Here is a 14,699-nt window from a genome sequence, read left to right on the forward strand (position 1 = left end):
AGTTTGAGCGGATCGATCAAGAACCTGTGTCGCCGTCAGCCCGCCGAGAAAAACGGCTTGCCGAGCGACGCGGGTGCATTCAGGCGAATCGTGTTCGGATTGCGCGAGATCAGCGCGAGCACGACGATCGTCGCGACGTACGGCAGCATCGCGAGGAACTGCGTCGGCACCGGCACACCGATCGCCTGCGCATAGAACTGCAGCCCCGTCACCGCGCCGAACAGCAGCGAGCCGATCAGCAGTCGCCCAGGGCGCCACGTCGCGAACACCACGAGCGCGAGCGCGATCCAGCCGCGGCCCGAGGTCAGGTTCTCCTGCCACAGGTGCAGATTGACGATCGAATAGTAGCCGCCCGCGAGCCCCGCCATGCCGCCGCCGAACGCGACCGCCCCATAGCGCACGCCGACCACCGGAAAGCCGACCGAATGCGCGACCTGCGGCGATTCGCCGACCGAGCGCAGCACGAGTCCCGCGCGCGTGCGATAGAGGAACCAGCCGATCGCGGCGAACATCAGGAACGCGAGGTAATCGAGCGGCGTGAGGGTAAACAGCGCCGGGCCGAGCACCGGGATGTTCGACAGGCCGGGGATCGTCCACGTATCGATCGTCGCGCGCACCGCCGCCGACGTGTACGGCTTGCCGACGTACGCGGACAGCCCGATGCCGAAGATCGTCAGCGACAGGCCGGTCGCGACCTGGTTGGCGAGCATCGTCAGCGTGAGGAACGCGAACAGCAGCGACATCGCGAGACCGGCGCCGATCGCGGCGAGCACGCCGAGCCACGGGCTGCCGGTGATCGACGTGACCGCGTAGCCGCTGACGGCGCCCATCAGCATCATCCCTTCCACGCCAAGGTTGAGTACGCCCGATTTTTCGGCGACGAGTTCGCCGGCGCCCGCGAACATCAGCGGGATCGACGCGGTGATCGCGCTCGACGTGAGCGCGCTGGCTTGCTGGATATCCATATCGTGTCTGAAAGCGGATTAGCGAGCTGATTGGCAAACTCAACGAGCCACTGCTGCGGCCGAGCGGCGCCGCACGCGGTAGTTCACGAACAGGTCGGCGCCGAGCAGGCAGAACAGCAGCAGCCCCTGGAACACGCCCGAGAGCGCCTGCGGCAATTGCATCGAGGTCTGCACCGCTTCGCCGCCGAGATACAGCAACGCCATCAGCAGACTGGCGAGCACGATGCCGAGCGGATGCAGCCTGCCGACGAACACGACGATGATCGCGGTGAAGCCGTAGCCCGGCGACCACGTCGCCTGCAACTGGCCGATCGGACCGGCGATTTCGCCCATACCGGCGAGGCCCGCGAGGCCGCCGCTAATCAGCAGCGACGTCCAGATCGTCTTCTTGTCGGAGAAACCGGCGTAACGCGCGGCGAGCGGCGCAAGTCCGCCGACGTTCATCCGGTAGCCCGCGAAGCTCTTGCGCATGAACAGCCAGACGAGCGGAATCGCGATCAGCGTGAGGAACACGGACGCGTTCAGGCGCGTGCCACGCAGAAATTTCCAGTGCCAGTCGCCATACAGCGTCGGAAACAGCGCGTCGCCGCTGAACATCTCCGACAGCGGGAAGTTCATGCCCTGCGGATCGCGCCACGGGCCGCTCACGAGATAGATCAGCAGTTGCGTCGCGACGTACGTGAGCATCAGGCTCACGAGAATCTCGTTGGTATTGAAGCGGCTCTTCAGAAACGCGGGAATCGCGGCCCACGCCATGCCGCCGAGGATGCCGGCCGCCATCATGGTCGGCAGGATCCACCAGCCGCTCGCCTGATCGAAATAGATCGCGACGCCGCTCGCCGCGATGCCGCCGAGCAGCATCTGCCCTTCGGCGCCGATGTTCCACACGTTCGCGCGATAGCCGATCGCGAGACCGAGGCCGATCAGGCACAACGGCGACGCCTTCAGCAGCAGCTCCGACCAGCCGTTGATGCTGGACAGCGGCTCGATGAAAAACCCGTGCATCGCCTGCAACGGGTCGCGGCCGACGAGGCCGAAGATCAGGAAGCCGATCGCGAGCGTCAGCAACGCGGCGATCAGCGGCACGGCGAGCTGCATCGTGCGCGACGGCGACGTGCGGGCTTCGAGTCGATAGGGAAGCATCATGGGTAGCGTGTATTTGTTCGGGTTCTGTTCTTCAGGGTCCGCATTCGCGTGCGTGGTTAGCGTCTCGGCGTGGCCGGCGGGCAACGCCTCGCCTCATGCATGCGCCGGCTGATCCGCCGCGGGCGCCGCGCCCTCGCGGTCGCCGAACAGCCCCGCCATCCAGCGGCCGATTTCCTCGGCGTTGGTCGCACCGGTCGCGCGCACCGGTGAAAGCCGCCCGCCCGCGAGCACCGCGATGCGATCGCAGATATCGAACAGCTCTTCCAGTTCCTCCGAGATCACCAGAATCGCAACGCCGCGCGCCGACAGATCGAGCAGTTGCTGACGGATGAACGCCGACGCGCCGACATCGACGCCCCACGTCGGCTGCGCGACCACGAGCACCTTCGGCGCCTGCAAAATCTCGCGGCCCATGATGTATTTCTGCAGATTGCCGCCCGACAGACTTTGCGCGAGCGCGTCGGGGCCGCCGCAGCGCACGTCGAACGCGTCGATGCAGCGCTTGGCGAATGCGCGCATCACACCCGTTTTGATCCAGCCCGAGTTGACCATGCTCTGCCGATGCGCGGTGAGCAGCGCGTTGTCGGCGAGGCTCATCGCCGGCACCGCGCCGCGGCCGAGCCGCTCTTCGGGCACGAAGCCGAAGCCGAGCGCGCGCCGCCCGCCCGCGCCGAGGCGCGCGGCCGGTTTGCCGCAGATCGTGATCGCGTCGGCCGGCAGGCTGCGTTTTTCAGCGCGCTTCTCTCCGGACAACGCCGCGAGCAGTTCCGCCTGCCCGTTGCCCGACACACCGGCAATGCCGAAGATCTCGCCCGCATGCACGCTGAACGACACGTCGCGCAACGAGGTGCCGAACGGATCGTCGCTCGCGACCGACAACTGCCTGACATCGAGCAGCACCGCGCCCGGCTTGTGCTCGCGCCGCGTGTAGTCCGGCAGCGAGTGGCCGACCATCAACTGCGCGAGCGAGGCATGCGTCTCGTTCTTCGGCGTCACATGGCCGGTCACGCGACCGCCGCGCATCACCGTCGCGGTGTCGCACAACTCCTGGATTTCGTCGAGCTTGTGGCTGATGTAGAGGATGCTGCAGCCCTCGGCCGCGAGCCGGCGCAGCGTCGTGAAGAGCTTGCGGACCGCCTGCGGCGTCAGCACCGAGGTCGGTTCGTCCATGATCAACAGACGCGGATTCTGCAGCAGGCAGCGCACGATTTCGACACGCTGCCGCTCGCCGACGGTGAGGCTGTGGACATGCCGCTGCGGATCGATGTCGAGCCCGTAGTCGGCCGACACCTCGCGGATGCGTTTGGCCAACGTCTTCAGATCGAACGGTTCGTCGAGCGCGAGCGCGATGTTTTCGCCGACCGTCAGCGTCTCGAACAGCGAGAAGTGCTGGAACACCATGCCGACGCCGAGCTTGCGGGCGGCCGCCGGACTCGCGATGTCGACCGTCTCGCCTTCCCAACGGATCTCGCCGGCGTCGGGTCGCACGGCGCCGTAGATGATCTTCATCAGCGTGCTCTTGCCCGCGCCGTTCTCGCCGAGCACCGCGTGGATTTCGCCGGGCGCGACGACGAGCGTGACGTCGTCGTTGGCGCGCACGGCCGGGTACTGCTTCGTGATGCCCGTCATTGCGAGCCGAGGCACCGCCTGGCCGGTGAGTTGCGCGCCGTCGCTAAGTGGAGTGTCGCTCATGAGATTCCGTAGTGCGTTCGTGACGCTGCTTGCCGCCTGCTTGCCGCCGGCGGGCGATCCGTCACCACAACCGGATGACAATACCTAATTCGCCCCACTCAGTCGAGTTGACAAAATTCCCGCAAACCCCCGCCGCTACAAGCTCTGCGGGTATGTCGCCCTTGACGCCGTTTTTCGTCCATATTAAAACGCATATACCCCCACGTTCGTTCGATCAGCCAGCACATATATTCGGAGAATCCATGAGCCAGCAACGCGAGGCGATCGACACGTACCTGCTGCGCGTGTTGCACACGCTGCTGATGGAGCGCAGCGTCACCCGCGCCGCCGTCAAACTGAACCAGTCCCAACCTGCCATCAGCGCGGCGCTGCGCCGTCTGCGCGACATCACCGGCGACCCGCTGCTGGTGCGCGGCAAGTCCGGCATGGTGCCGACCGAGTACGGTCTGCGCCTGCTCGAACCGGTGCAGAACGCGCTGCGCGAAATCGAGCGCATCAAGTTCCAGCAGCACAACTTCGATCCGGCCACGTCGATCCGCTGCTACCGGATCGGCTGTCCCGACTACCTGAACGTGCTGTTCGTGCCGACGGTCGTCGAACGTTTCCGCAAGGCCGCACCGAACGCGACGCTCGAATTCCATTCGCTCGGCCCCGCGTTCGACTACGAACTCGCGCTCGAGGACGGCAAGCTCGACATCGTGGTCGGCAACTGGCCGGAGCCGCCCGAGCAGTTGCATCTGTCGAACCTGTTCGTCGATCAGATCGTGTGCCTGATGAGCAACACGCATCCGTTCGCCAAACGCGGCGGGCTCACGCTCGACCAGTACCTGAACGCGCCACATCTCGCGCCGACGCCGTATTCGGTCGGCCAGCGCGGCGCGATCGACGTGCATCTCGCGCGCGAGCGGCTCAAGCGCCATGTGGTCGTCACGTTGCCCTACTTCAATCTCGCGCCGTACGTGCTGATCAAATCCGATCTGATCTTCACGACGACGCGCCTCTTTGCCGACTACTACGCGAAGTTCCTGCCGCTGACCGTGGTGGCCGCGCCACTCGACTTTCCGCCGATGCAGTACTACCAGCTGTGGCACGAGCGCGTGCATTACTCCGACGAAGTGCGCTGGCTGCGCGGCCTGGTTGGCGAGGCGACCCGGACGTTGATCGACAAGTCCTGACGCCGCATGCGGCGCCGATCGCACTGGCGCCGCCGCTCACGGATCAGCGACTCGCGGCTTGCGCGCGGCGCGGCGCGAGTGCCGCCCGTTCCGCTCGAGCTCAAGCGGCCGCCTCGTAAAGCTGCCGCGCGAGCGCGTTATGCCGCTCGATCACCGGCCCGAGTTCGAGCGTCGCCAACTGCCCATTGTTCACCACCACCTTGCCGTCGATCACGCTATGGCTGACCTGCGACGGCGCGCAGAATACCAGAGCCGCCACCGGATCGTGCAGTGCGCCGGCGAAGTGCGGCTGACGCAGATCGAACGCGACGAAATCCGCGGCCATGCCGGGCGCGAGCGCGCCGATGTCGTCGCGATTGAGCACGCGCGCACCACCCAGGGTCGCGATTTCGAGCGCCTCGCGCGCGGTCATCGCATCGGGCCCAAAACCGACACGCTGCAGCAGCAGCGCCTGGCGCACTTCGGCGACCATCTGCGCACCGTCGTTCGACGCCGAGCCGTCGACGCCGAGCCCGACCGGCACGCCCGCGAGCCGCATGCGCTTGACCGGCGCGATGCCCGACGCGAGCCGCATGTTCGAGCACGGACAGTGCGCGACGCCGGTGCCGGTGCGCGCGAACAGCGCAATGCCCGCGTCGTCGAGTTGCACGCAGTGCGCATGCCATACGTCATGGCCGACCCAGCCGAGATCGTGCGCATACTCGGCCGGCGTCATGCCGAACTTCTCGCGGCTGTACTCGACGTCGTTGAGGTTCTCCGCCAGATGCGTATGCAGCGACACGCCGTACTGGCGCGCGAGCGCCGCCGATTCGCGCATCAGGTCGCGGCTCACCGAAAACGGCGAGCACGGCGCCACGACGACGCGCAGCATGGAGTAGCGCCCATCGTCGTGATACGTCTCGATCAGACGCTGCGTGTCCTTCATGATGTCCGCTTCGCGCTCGACCACCGAATCGGGCGGCAGGCCGCCGTCCTTGCGTCCCACGCTCATGCTGCCGCGCGCCGCATGAAAGCGCATGCCGATTCGGCGCGCGGCCGCGATGCTGTCGTCGAGACGGCTGCCGTTCGGATAGATATACAAATGGTCGCTCGACGTCGTGCAACCCGACAGCAGCAGTTCGGCCATCGCGGTCAGCGTCGATACTTCGATCATGTCAGGCGTGAGGTTCGCCCACACCTTGTACAGGTTCGTGAGCCAGCCGAACAACTCGGCGTTCTGCGCGGCGGGAATCGCGCGCGTGAGGCTCTGGTACATGTGGTGATGCGTGTTGACGAGGCCCGGAATCACGAGATGGCCGTGCAGGTCGAGTACCTGGTCGGCCGTTTGCGGCAGTTGCGCGGTCGGTCCGACCGCGACGATCCGGTTGTCCTCGATATACAGCCCGGCGTCGCGCAGTTCGCGCCGCTCGTCATCCATCGTGACCAGCACGTCCGCGTGCTTCACGAGCATCGTTTTACCGGGTTGTTTCAGTGCTTCATTCATCGTCATTCGTCTGTCCGCCTGATTGCCTGCATGCAAAGCCGTTCGAACGCGATGCGGCGGCACGCCACCGTGCCGTCGCGTTCCGTTGAACGCCATTGGCCCGGTTACCCAGCGTGAGTCGCCGTCTTCGGGGTTGTCCGTGCCAAAGGCCTGCCTTTGTACGGGTGTGTCGCGCCGCACAGCGCTTACCTTCGGTAGCCAAAATCCCGCTGACAACCCGCGCGGTTGCGATACCCAACTTCACACCGCCAATATAGTGGTGCATTTTTGGCGCCGGTACGATCGGCCGATGAGCCGGCGCGGCTTTCGTCTGGCTGTCCATCATGCGCGAACTATTATCTTTCCTATCGCTCGCGCTCGGGACAGAGCATCCTTTCTACAATGGCTGCCACGGCGCTCGCTTCGATTCGCCGACGGGTATGTAGCCACCGACGTGGAGCCTCGATCCGCCGCAAACGTAATGGATCGGGCCGCCGCCGACACCTCGCATTCACACAAGGACAATTGCGAATGGGCAAGCTCACTACCCACGTGCTCGACACCGCGAACGGCCGTCCCGGCGCAGGCATCAAGGTCGAACTCTTCGCGCTCGCGGGCGACACGCGCCGCGCGCTCAAAACCACTGTCACCAATCACGACGGCCGCTGCGACGAGCCGCTGCTCGAAGGCGACGCGCTCGTCGCGGGCGAGTACGAACTCGTGTTCGGCGCGGGCGACTACTTCGCGTCGCTCGGCACGAAGGTGCCGGAACCACGCTTCGTCGATCGCGTCGTGCTGCGCTTCGGCGTCGCCGATGCCGACGCGCACTATCACGTGCCGCTGCTGGTGTCGCCGTTTTCGTACAGCACGTATCGGGGCAGCTAGCCCTGCTGGATACGAGCCGCGTCCGAACCGGCACGAACAGACCTGGACAGGCACAACGCCCCGCGATACCCATAACAACCCGCGCTGCGTCTTCTATCCGCAGTCGGCGCGATGACCGACGACGTCGAACGTCATCGCGCACGCAACGAATCAGAAGTGGAGGAGTTTCATGGAAGGCTTTATCACCGACTGGTTGAACCTCGCGATTCGCTGGTTCCACGTCATCGCCGCCATTGCATGGATCGGCGAATCGTTTTATTTCGTCGCGCTCGACAATAGCCTGAAGCCGCCGACCGATCCGAACCAGCGCCGTCGCGGCGTGTTCGGCGAGCTGTGGCACGTGCACGGCGGCGGCTTCTACAACATGCAGAAGTACACGGTCGCGCCGCCCGAAATGCCCGAAGACCTGCACTGGTCGAAATGGCCGTCGTACACGACGTGGCTGTCGGGCTTCGGTCTCTTTACCGTGCTGTATCTGTTCTCGCCGAGCACCTACCTGATCGACAGGAACGTGCTCGACATGGGGCCGGTGGTCGCCGTCGCCTCGGCGATCGGTTTCCTCGCGGCCGGCTGGATCGTCTACGACTCGCTGTGCCGCATTCTCGGCACACGCGACAAACTTCTCGGCATCTGCGTCGGCGTTTATGTGCTGATCGCGGCGTATCTCGCCTGCCATATCTTCGCGGGCCGCGCAGCGTATCTGATCGTGGGCGCGATGCTCGCGACGATCATGTCGGCCAACGTGTTCTTCGTGATCATTCCGGGCCAGCGCAAGATGGTCGACGCGATGCTGAAGGGCGACACGCCGAACCCGATCTACGGTAAGCGCGGCAAGCAGCGCTCGGTGCACAACACGTATTTCACGCTGCCGGTCGTGTTCGCGATGCTGTCGAACCACTACGCGATGACCTACACGCATCCGTACAACTGGGCGGTGCTCGTCGTCATCATGCTGGCCGGCGCGCTGATCCGTCAGTTCTTCGTGATGCGCCATCGCGGCCAGGTGTTGTGGTATCTGCCGCTCGTCGGCGTCGCGCTGATGTGCACGGCACTCGTGTGGACCATGCCGCGTCCGGTGGTGCCGCAGGCGCAGGCCGCCAACGCGCCGACGCTGAAGGTCGCCGACATCGCGCCGGTGCTGCAGCAGCGCTGCGTGGCCTGCCACTCCGCGCATCCGACGATGATGGGCAGCGCGCCCGCCGGCGTGCTGATGGATACGCCCGACGAAATTTCGCAGAACGCGCAGCGCATTTACCAGCAGGCGGTCACGTTGAAGGCGATGCCGCTCGGCAACGTCACGCATATGACCGACGACGAGCGGATGAAGATCGCCGCGTGGTTCGAAGGCGGCGCGGCGAAGTAAGGACGTCTGTCCGGATCACGGAGCCGGTGCCGAGGCAGAGGCTGGAGTGCGAAGCGGGCTTGTCGCGAGAGCGGCAAGCCCGTTGTTGTTTGGGAAGGTGACGTGCGCGGTCAGCGAGATCGATAATCGGAGTTTGTCGCCCTTGGGCTACAAAAATCGCCAAAGATACATAAAATGTAGCCCAAGAGACACAAATGCGAATAACCTTGTTGTGTCTCTTGGGCTACAATAAACGTCAAATACGTTGAATTTGACGCCCTGAGGCTACAAATGACCAACCTCGCCGATGTCTCGGACATGCTGAAAGCCGTGCGACGGGACAGCAAACTATCGCAGGAAGAACTTGGACGCCGCGCGGGCGTGGCCCGCACGACCGTCGCGCGGATGGAAACGCTCGCCAGGAACGATATGAGCGTGTCCGTGCTCGTGCGCCTGCTCGAGGCTGCCGGTTACGACCTCAAGTTCGTCGCGCATGGACATGGCCGCACGCTGGAAGACATCCTCGCTGAACAGCGCAACCCGGACGCGCAGCCATGAAGCTCGACGTTCAGGTGCTAGGCAAGAAGGTTGCCACGCTGTTTCGCGAGCGCGACGACTATGTCCTCAAATATAACGGCGATGCGAGCGCGGCCGACTTCGTCAGCCTGACGATGCCGGTGCGCGAAGAGCCTTGGCGCTGGCCACGCGACCTGCATCCGTTTTTCCGGCAGAACCTGCCCGAAGGCTATCTGCTGAATCTGATCCGCGAGCAATTCGGGCCCTTGCTCGACGGAACCGACCTGTCACTGCTCGCCGTCGTGGGCTCGATGGGGATCGGCCGGGTCACCGTGACGCCCGAAGGCGTGGCGCCGGGCACCGAACTCCAGGCGCTCGACGTCCAGCACATCCTGCACGGCGACAACACCGCCGAACATTTCGCGCAACTCGTACGTGAATACGCGCGAGCGGCCATTTCGGGCGTCGTGCCGAAGTTCATCGCGCCGCAGGCGCAGTCTGCCGCATCGACACCGTTGCAGCTCGGTAAGCCGACGATTCGAACGAGCCGTCACATCGTCAAAGGTTCGGACGACAACACGCCCTTTCTCGGTTTCAACGAGTTCCATTCGATGCGGGTGCTGGAGCGGCTGGGGGTGGCGCACGTTGCGCGCACGCGGATGTCGGACGATGGCAGGGTGCTCGTCGTCGAGCGCTTCGATGTCGACGCGCAGGGACTGCCGGCGTATGGCGTCGAAGACTTGTGCGGTCTGCTCGGCTTGCCGCCGCACGAAAAATACAATTCGACGAGCGAGAAAATGCTCAACGCGGCAAGAGCGTATCTGCTCGATCGCGACACCATGCGGATGCAACTCCAGCAGCTCGGCTGGCATTTGCTGACGAACTACGTCGTGCGCAATGCGGACTGCCACACCAAGAACGTCGCACTGTTCTATACCTCGGTCGACGATGTCGCGTTCACGCCCGTCTACGATGTCGTGACGACCCAGGCTTATCCGCGCTTCGCAGCCAATCCGCCCGGGCTGCCTGTTGACGGCCGCAAAACCTGGGCAGCCGGTAAAACGCTGGAACGATTTTTCAACACGCGCATGGGCATCGCCCCGCGGCAATATGCGCAGATGGTTGAAGCGCTGTGCGACTCCGCTGTCGACGTCGGCCACGAGTTGATCGAAGCAGCGCGCAACGAACCGCAGTGGCGTGCGGTCGCCAAGCAGATGCTGCATGCATGGGACGACGGCATGACATCGCTGCGCTCGCCGAAGAAAAGCCTGCAATTCAGGGGACTCAAACCGGCCATCGAAGCAGCGGGATTTTCGGCGCCGGAGCCGCCCGAACGGTCAAGGGAAGTCATTGGGCATTCGCCGCTGCTTGGCAGGCGCAAGTGATCGCCATCCATGCAAAAAAGCCCACGACGTAACGCACGTCGCGGGCCTGTTCTTCGAACCACAACGCTGCCGGCGACCCGGCAGCTGCATCGCCATCAAACCGCCACCGCGCTCAGCGCATCTTCCGTGAGCCACAGCGACTCCGCCAGATCCTGCTCGTTCAGATTGAGCCCCTCGCCGCCACGATCGACGACGATAAAGTCGCTCGTCTCGCCCAATGCGATCAGCGGATGGTGCCACACGCCTTTCGCGTAGTTGACGCCCTGCCAGCCAGTGGTGACGAACGCGCGGATCTTCTTCGTGTCGAGTTCGCCCGCGGGCGCGACGACGACCAGATACGGCTTGTCGTTGAGCGGCACGAACGCCTGGCTGCCGAGCGGATGACGCTCGAGCATCTTCACTTCGAACGGCAGCGTGCGCGGCTGGCCACGAAACAGATTGACGAGCGTGCGGCCGTGCTCGTCGGTCACGTCGACCTTCGCGAGGTCGTGATAGCGGATCGTCGTGCCGAGGTTGATCGGAATCTGCTTCGCGCCTTCGAGTTCGATCACGTCGCCGAATGCGGCGAACGCCGCTTTCGTCAGCGGTTCGATGGCGAGCGTTTTCATTCGAGCGTACCCCACAGACGCAGACGCGACACGCCGCCGTCCGGATAGATGTTGAAGCGCACATGCGTAACGGGACCGAGCGCCGCGATCTCGCTCTCGAAGAAATGCTGCTTGTCCATCTGCAGTTTCTGTTCGCCGAGCAGCACCGGCCAGAACATCGCCTGCGTGACGAGCGAGCTGTCGGTCCCGCCCTTCACGTACGCGGCCTGGATCGAGCAGCGATCGGGATAATTGCCCTTGAAGTGCGCGGTGTCGACTTCGATCTTGCGGATCACGCCCGGCTGCGCGAGCGCAATGATCGCCCAGTCGTTGCCCGGCTCGCGACGACGACGCGTTTCCCAGCCGTCGCCCATATTCACGCCGCGACCCGGCATCAGCAGCGTCGAGGCCGCGCCGAAGTGCTGGTTGTTCGCGCCGACCAGATACGCGCCGTTTTCCATCGCGGCGAGATCGAACTGCTCGGTGCGGCTCGCGCCGGCCCAGTCGACCTGCGGCTGACCGTAAACACGCAGACGCGCGATGCCGCCGTCCGGATAGATGTTCACGCGCAGATGCGTGTACGCGCTCGCGTCGCCGACTTCGAGGTAGTGGTGGCTATTGCCCTGCAACGTGGTCGACGGCACGATCTCGGTCCATTGCGTCGCCTGATTCGGCTCGCCATCCGCAACGCGCGCCGCTTCCACCGACGCCGCCGGCGGGAAGTTGCCGGTGAAGTGGCTCGTGTCGAGGTCGAGTCCCTTGATCACGCCGGGCCGCGCGAGCTTGACGATGCACCAGTCGTAGCCGGTCGTGCGCTTGCGGCGCGTTTCCCAGCCGTCCATCCACTTGCCGTTGTCGTCGTACTTGCCCGGAATGAAGACGGCCGGTTCCGGATTCAGCATGCGGTCCTTCGGCGCGAAGAATTCGTCGCTGGCCTCGAGCGCCTGCGCGCCCAGACGCGGGTCCGCCAGGTTCACGTAACGGCGCGTGAATTCCGGCGCGTTGGGGTCGAGAATCGGAAGTGCCATCTTTGTCGTCCTTGAGATCGATTGGTGCGGGAAAAACGTTACGGCTCGCTGCGTGACGCAGTGCGCGTCACGCGCCGATCAGGTCGTCGAGCCGCAAACGTGCAATGCGATAGATCTGATCGAGGCTCGCGCGCAGTTCGTCGGCGCGGCTGTTGTTCATGCGCGATTCGAAGTTCGCGATGATGCCGTGGCGGTCGTAGCCGCGCACCGCGAGAATGAACGGAAAACCGAATTTCTCGCGATACGCTTGATTGAGCGCATGCAGCTTGTCGAACTCTTCCTGCGTGCATTGCGCGAGACCCGCGCCGCTTTGCTCGCGCGTCGACTCGGCGGTCAGCTCGCCGCGCACCGCGGCCTTGCCGGCCAGCTCCGGGTGCGCGTTGATCAGCGCGAGCTGCTCGCCCTCGCCAGACGTTTCGACGATCTGCGACATCCTGCGATGCAGCTCGTCGATGCTCGCGAACGGACGCTCTCGCGCCGCGACTTCGGCGACCCACGGCGAGTGCTCGAAGACGCCCGACAGCGCCGCGACGAACGCGTCGGTCGAGATCCTGTTGAGTTGGTCCAGGGTGTATTGCATCGCCTTCATGCCGCGGCCTCGCGGCTGTCTTGCTGGTAAGGATGAGTTTCGTGCCAGTGTCGCGCGATATCGACGCGCCGCGACACCCATACGCGATCGTGCTGTTCGATGTGATCGAGAAAGCGCTGCAGCGCCCGAAAACGCCCCGGCCGCCCGAGCAGCCGGCAGTGCATGCCGATCGACAGCATCTTCGGCACTTCGTCGCCCTCTTCGTACAGCACGTCGAATGCGTCGCGCAGGTAGGTGAAGAAGTGGTCCGCGGTGTTGAAGCCTTGCGGGGTGGCGAAGCGCATGTCGTTGGTGTCGAGCGTGTACGGCACGATCAGTTGCGGCACGGTCTTGCCGCCCGCCACCTCGACGTCCATCCAGAACGGCAGGTCGTCGCCGTAGTAATCGGAGTCGTACAGGAAGCCGCCGTATTCGGCGACCAGCCGATGGGTATTCGGACTGTCGCGGCCGGTGTACCAGCCGAGCGGCCGCACGCCGGTCACGCGCTCGATCGCCTCCATGCCGAGGCGCATGTGCTGCGCTTCCTGCTCCGGCGACATGTCCTGATAGTGAATCCAGCGATAGCCGTGGCACGCGATCTCATGTCCGAGTTCGACGAACGCCCGCGCAACTTCCGGATGCCGTTCGATCGCCATGCCGACGCCGAACACCGTCAGCGGCAGGTCGCGCCTTTCGAATTCGCGCAGGATGCGCCACACGCCCGCGCGCGAGCCGTATTCGTAGATCGACTCCATGCTCATATGCCGCGCCGGATATGCCGCCGCGCCCACGATCTCCGACAGGAACTGCTCGGAAGCGGGATCGCCGTGCAGCACGCAGTTTTCGCCGCCCTCTTCGTAATTGAGGACGAATTGCACCGCAACGCGCGCTCGCCCCGGCCAGTTCGGATGCACCGGGTGGCGGCCGTAGCCGATCAGATCGCGCGGGTAGTTCGGGTCGAGTGGCATGGTTTGACGGATGCGTAGTGACGGGACCAGGAATGCGCGTGAACGCGGTTCGAAACCCCTCGACATCGGTGCGGGGTTCACACGTGTAGCCACGCAACGGGCGGCTTCAGCGGCTGCGGAAACCGCAGCGCCGAGTTGACCCAGTGTAGCGAAAACACCCCGGTGCGCCCATACAGCCGGGCAGATAGTGCGTGTTACAGCGAGTGTATGTGCGAGTCCGCCGACTCGGCGTTTACCCGCAGCGGACCGGGGCTGAACGACGCGAGCGCGCCGTCGTAGCGCTTCGCGAGCGGCCGCGCGTAGTCGCCGCGCTTGGCCGTCGCGAGACGCAGCGTCACCAGCGCCTCGGTCCATTTGACGGCCGCCGTCACGCCTTCGATCACCGGCGCGCCGAGCGCATCCTCGATCTCCGCGCACAGTTCGGCCATGCCCGCGCAGCCGAGCACGATCGCGTCCGAGCCGTCCTCGGCGAGCGCGCGCCGGCATTCGTCGAGGATGATGCGGCGCGCCGACGAGCCCGGCTTGTCGAGATCGAGCACGGCGACGTCGGTCGCACGCACGTTGCGGCAGAAGCGCTTCATGCCGTAGCGCTCGGCCAGATGCCAGGCCATGCCGCAGGTGCGCGCGAGCGTCGTCACGACCGAAAAGCCCGGCGCGAGCACGCTCGCCGCGTGCATCGCCGCCTCGGCGATGCCGATCACCGGGCCGCGCGCCAACTCGCGGGCCGCATAGAGACCGGGGTCGCCGAAGCACGCGATCACGTAGCCGTCGCAGCCGTCCAGTTCGCCGGCCGCGACTTCGGCGAGCAGACCGGGCGTGGCGAGCGCTTCGTCGTAATAGCCCTCGATCGACGGCGGCCCCATCGTCGGATTGACGGCGATCACGTCGGTGCCGGGCGCGGCGACGTCGCGCGCGCAGCGCCCCATCGCCTCGGTCATGCGGCGCGTCGTGTTCGGATTGATCAGTTTGATACGCATGGC

At 65.1% G+C, this 14,699-nt stretch carries 14 protein-coding genes; 5 read left to right on the top strand and 9 right to left on the bottom strand.

What is annotated here, in order from left to right:
- Positions 1-35: 35 nt before the first annotated feature.
- From HDG32_RS09855 to HDG32_RS09865, 3 genes are all read right to left on the bottom strand, one after another.
- Positions 36-965 (bottom strand): ABC transporter permease, encoded by a 930-nt coding sequence (locus tag HDG32_RS09855; RefSeq protein WP_090800507.1) that lies wholly within the window; start codon positions 963-965, stop codon positions 36-38.
- A gap of 39 nt (positions 966-1,004) precedes the next feature.
- Positions 1,005-2,111 (bottom strand): ABC transporter permease, encoded by a 1,107-nt coding sequence (locus tag HDG32_RS09860; protein WP_090805345.1) that lies wholly within the window; start codon positions 2,109-2,111, stop codon positions 1,005-1,007.
- Between the two features lie 93 nt (positions 2,112-2,204).
- Entirely contained in the window at positions 2,205-3,803 is a 1,599-nt protein-coding gene (locus HDG32_RS09865; RefSeq protein WP_184066071.1) for an ABC transporter ATP-binding protein, read from the bottom strand.
- A gap of 242 nt (positions 3,804-4,045) precedes the next feature.
- Between HDG32_RS09865 and HDG32_RS09870 the strand changes: the two genes are divergently transcribed.
- Entirely contained in the window at positions 4,046-4,978 is a 933-nt protein-coding gene (locus HDG32_RS09870; RefSeq protein ID WP_184022674.1) for a LysR substrate-binding domain-containing protein, read from the top strand.
- Positions 4,979-5,078: 100 nt separating this feature from the next.
- On the opposite strand, the gene HDG32_RS09875 is transcribed toward HDG32_RS09870, so the two are convergent.
- Positions 5,079-6,467 carry an 8-oxoguanine deaminase gene (locus tag HDG32_RS09875; protein ID WP_260336422.1) on the bottom strand — a complete coding sequence of 463 codons (1,389 nt, stop codon included), beginning with the start codon at positions 6,465-6,467 and terminating at the stop codon, positions 5,079-5,081.
- A gap of 504 nt (positions 6,468-6,971) precedes the next feature.
- On the opposite strand from HDG32_RS09875, the gene uraH reads away from it, so the two are divergent.
- The 4 genes from uraH (at position 6,972) to HDG32_RS09895 (ending at position 10,568) form a co-directional block, all read left to right on the top strand.
- The gene (gene uraH, locus HDG32_RS09880) at positions 6,972-7,325 is read left to right on the top strand and encodes a hydroxyisourate hydrolase (RefSeq protein ID WP_018417696.1); all 354 of its coding nucleotides are present in this window, start codon (positions 6,972-6,974) and stop codon (positions 7,323-7,325) included.
- Between the two features lie 169 nt (positions 7,326-7,494).
- Positions 7,495-8,688, top strand: a complete 1,194-nt coding sequence (locus tag HDG32_RS09885) for a urate hydroxylase PuuD (RefSeq protein WP_184066073.1) — start codon at positions 7,495-7,497, stop codon at positions 8,686-8,688.
- Between the two features lie 270 nt (positions 8,689-8,958).
- Entirely contained in the window at positions 8,959-9,225 is a 267-nt protein-coding gene (locus HDG32_RS09890) for a helix-turn-helix transcriptional regulator (RefSeq protein ID WP_184056811.1), read from the top strand.
- Complete coding sequence (locus tag HDG32_RS09895; RefSeq protein WP_184066075.1) at positions 9,222-10,568, top strand: type II toxin-antitoxin system HipA family toxin; 1,347 nt, start codon at positions 9,222-9,224, stop codon at positions 10,566-10,568. Before HDG32_RS09890 ends, HDG32_RS09895 begins: the two co-directional genes overlap by 4 nt.
- Before the next feature lie 95 nt (positions 10,569-10,663).
- Here HDG32_RS09895 and HDG32_RS09900 read toward each other — a convergent pair whose 3' ends face one another.
- The 5 genes from HDG32_RS09900 to HDG32_RS09920 form a co-directional block, all read right to left on the bottom strand.
- Entirely contained in the window at positions 10,664-11,176 is a 513-nt protein-coding gene (locus HDG32_RS09900; RefSeq protein WP_184066077.1) for an ureidoglycolate lyase, read from the bottom strand.
- Entirely contained in the window at positions 11,173-12,183 is a 1,011-nt protein-coding gene (gene alc, locus HDG32_RS09905; RefSeq protein WP_184056821.1) for an allantoicase, read from the bottom strand. The genes HDG32_RS09900 and alc overlap by 4 nt, the downstream gene beginning before the upstream one ends.
- A 67-nt stretch (positions 12,184-12,250) precedes the next feature.
- On the bottom strand, positions 12,251-12,772 hold the full coding sequence (uraD, locus tag HDG32_RS09910; RefSeq protein ID WP_184066079.1) for a 2-oxo-4-hydroxy-4-carboxy-5-ureidoimidazoline decarboxylase: 522 nt from the start codon (positions 12,770-12,772) through the stop codon (positions 12,251-12,253).
- Positions 12,769-13,719, bottom strand: a complete 951-nt coding sequence (puuE, locus tag HDG32_RS09915) for an allantoinase PuuE (RefSeq protein ID WP_184022666.1) — start codon at positions 13,717-13,719, stop codon at positions 12,769-12,771. The genes uraD and puuE overlap by 4 nt, the downstream gene beginning before the upstream one ends.
- A gap of 194 nt (positions 13,720-13,913) precedes the next feature.
- Positions 13,914-14,696 carry an aspartate/glutamate racemase family protein gene (locus HDG32_RS09920; protein ID WP_184066080.1) on the bottom strand — a complete coding sequence of 261 codons (783 nt, stop codon included), beginning with the start codon at positions 14,694-14,696 and terminating at the stop codon, positions 13,914-13,916.
- Between the last annotated feature and the right edge of the window lie 3 nt (positions 14,697-14,699).

The sequence above is a fragment of the Paraburkholderia sp. CI2 genome (genome assembly GCF_014201055.1).
GTDB lineage: Bacteria > Pseudomonadota > Gammaproteobacteria > Burkholderiales > Burkholderiaceae > Paraburkholderia > Paraburkholderia tuberum.

Coding starts and splice junctions, on each gene's coding strand:
- uraD (WP_184066079.1), bottom strand. CDS start 12,772: ATGAAGGCGATGCAATACACCCTGGACCAACTCAACAGGATCTCGACC.
- HDG32_RS09860 (WP_090805345.1), bottom strand. CDS start 2,111: ATGATGCTTCCCTATCGACTCGAAGCCCGCACGTCGCCGTCGCGCACG.
- HDG32_RS09885 (WP_184066073.1), top strand. CDS start 7,495: ATGGAAGGCTTTATCACCGACTGGTTGAACCTCGCGATTCGCTGGTTC.
- HDG32_RS09855 (WP_090800507.1), bottom strand. CDS start 965: ATGGATATCCAGCAAGCCAGCGCGCTCACGTCGAGCGCGATCACCGCG.
- HDG32_RS09870 (WP_184022674.1), top strand. CDS start 4,046: ATGAGCCAGCAACGCGAGGCGATCGACACGTACCTGCTGCGCGTGTTG.
- HDG32_RS09890 (WP_184056811.1), top strand. CDS start 8,959: ATGACCAACCTCGCCGATGTCTCGGACATGCTGAAAGCCGTGCGACGG.
- HDG32_RS09875 (WP_260336422.1), bottom strand. CDS start 6,467: ATGACGATGAATGAAGCACTGAAACAACCCGGTAAAACGATGCTCGTG.
- puuE (WP_184022666.1), bottom strand. CDS start 13,719: ATGCCACTCGACCCGAACTACCCGCGCGATCTGATCGGCTACGGCCGC.
- HDG32_RS09895 (WP_184066075.1), top strand. CDS start 9,222: ATGAAGCTCGACGTTCAGGTGCTAGGCAAGAAGGTTGCCACGCTGTTT.
- HDG32_RS09920 (WP_184066080.1), bottom strand. CDS start 14,696: ATGCGTATCAAACTGATCAATCCGAACACGACGCGCCGCATGACCGAG.
- uraH (WP_018417696.1), top strand. CDS start 6,972: ATGGGCAAGCTCACTACCCACGTGCTCGACACCGCGAACGGCCGTCCC.
- alc (WP_184056821.1), bottom strand. CDS start 12,183: ATGGCACTTCCGATTCTCGACCCCAACGCGCCGGAATTCACGCGCCGT.
- HDG32_RS09865 (WP_184066071.1), bottom strand. CDS start 3,803: ATGAGCGACACTCCACTTAGCGACGGCGCGCAACTCACCGGCCAGGCG.
- HDG32_RS09900 (WP_184066077.1), bottom strand. CDS start 11,176: ATGAAAACGCTCGCCATCGAACCGCTGACGAAAGCGGCGTTCGCCGCA.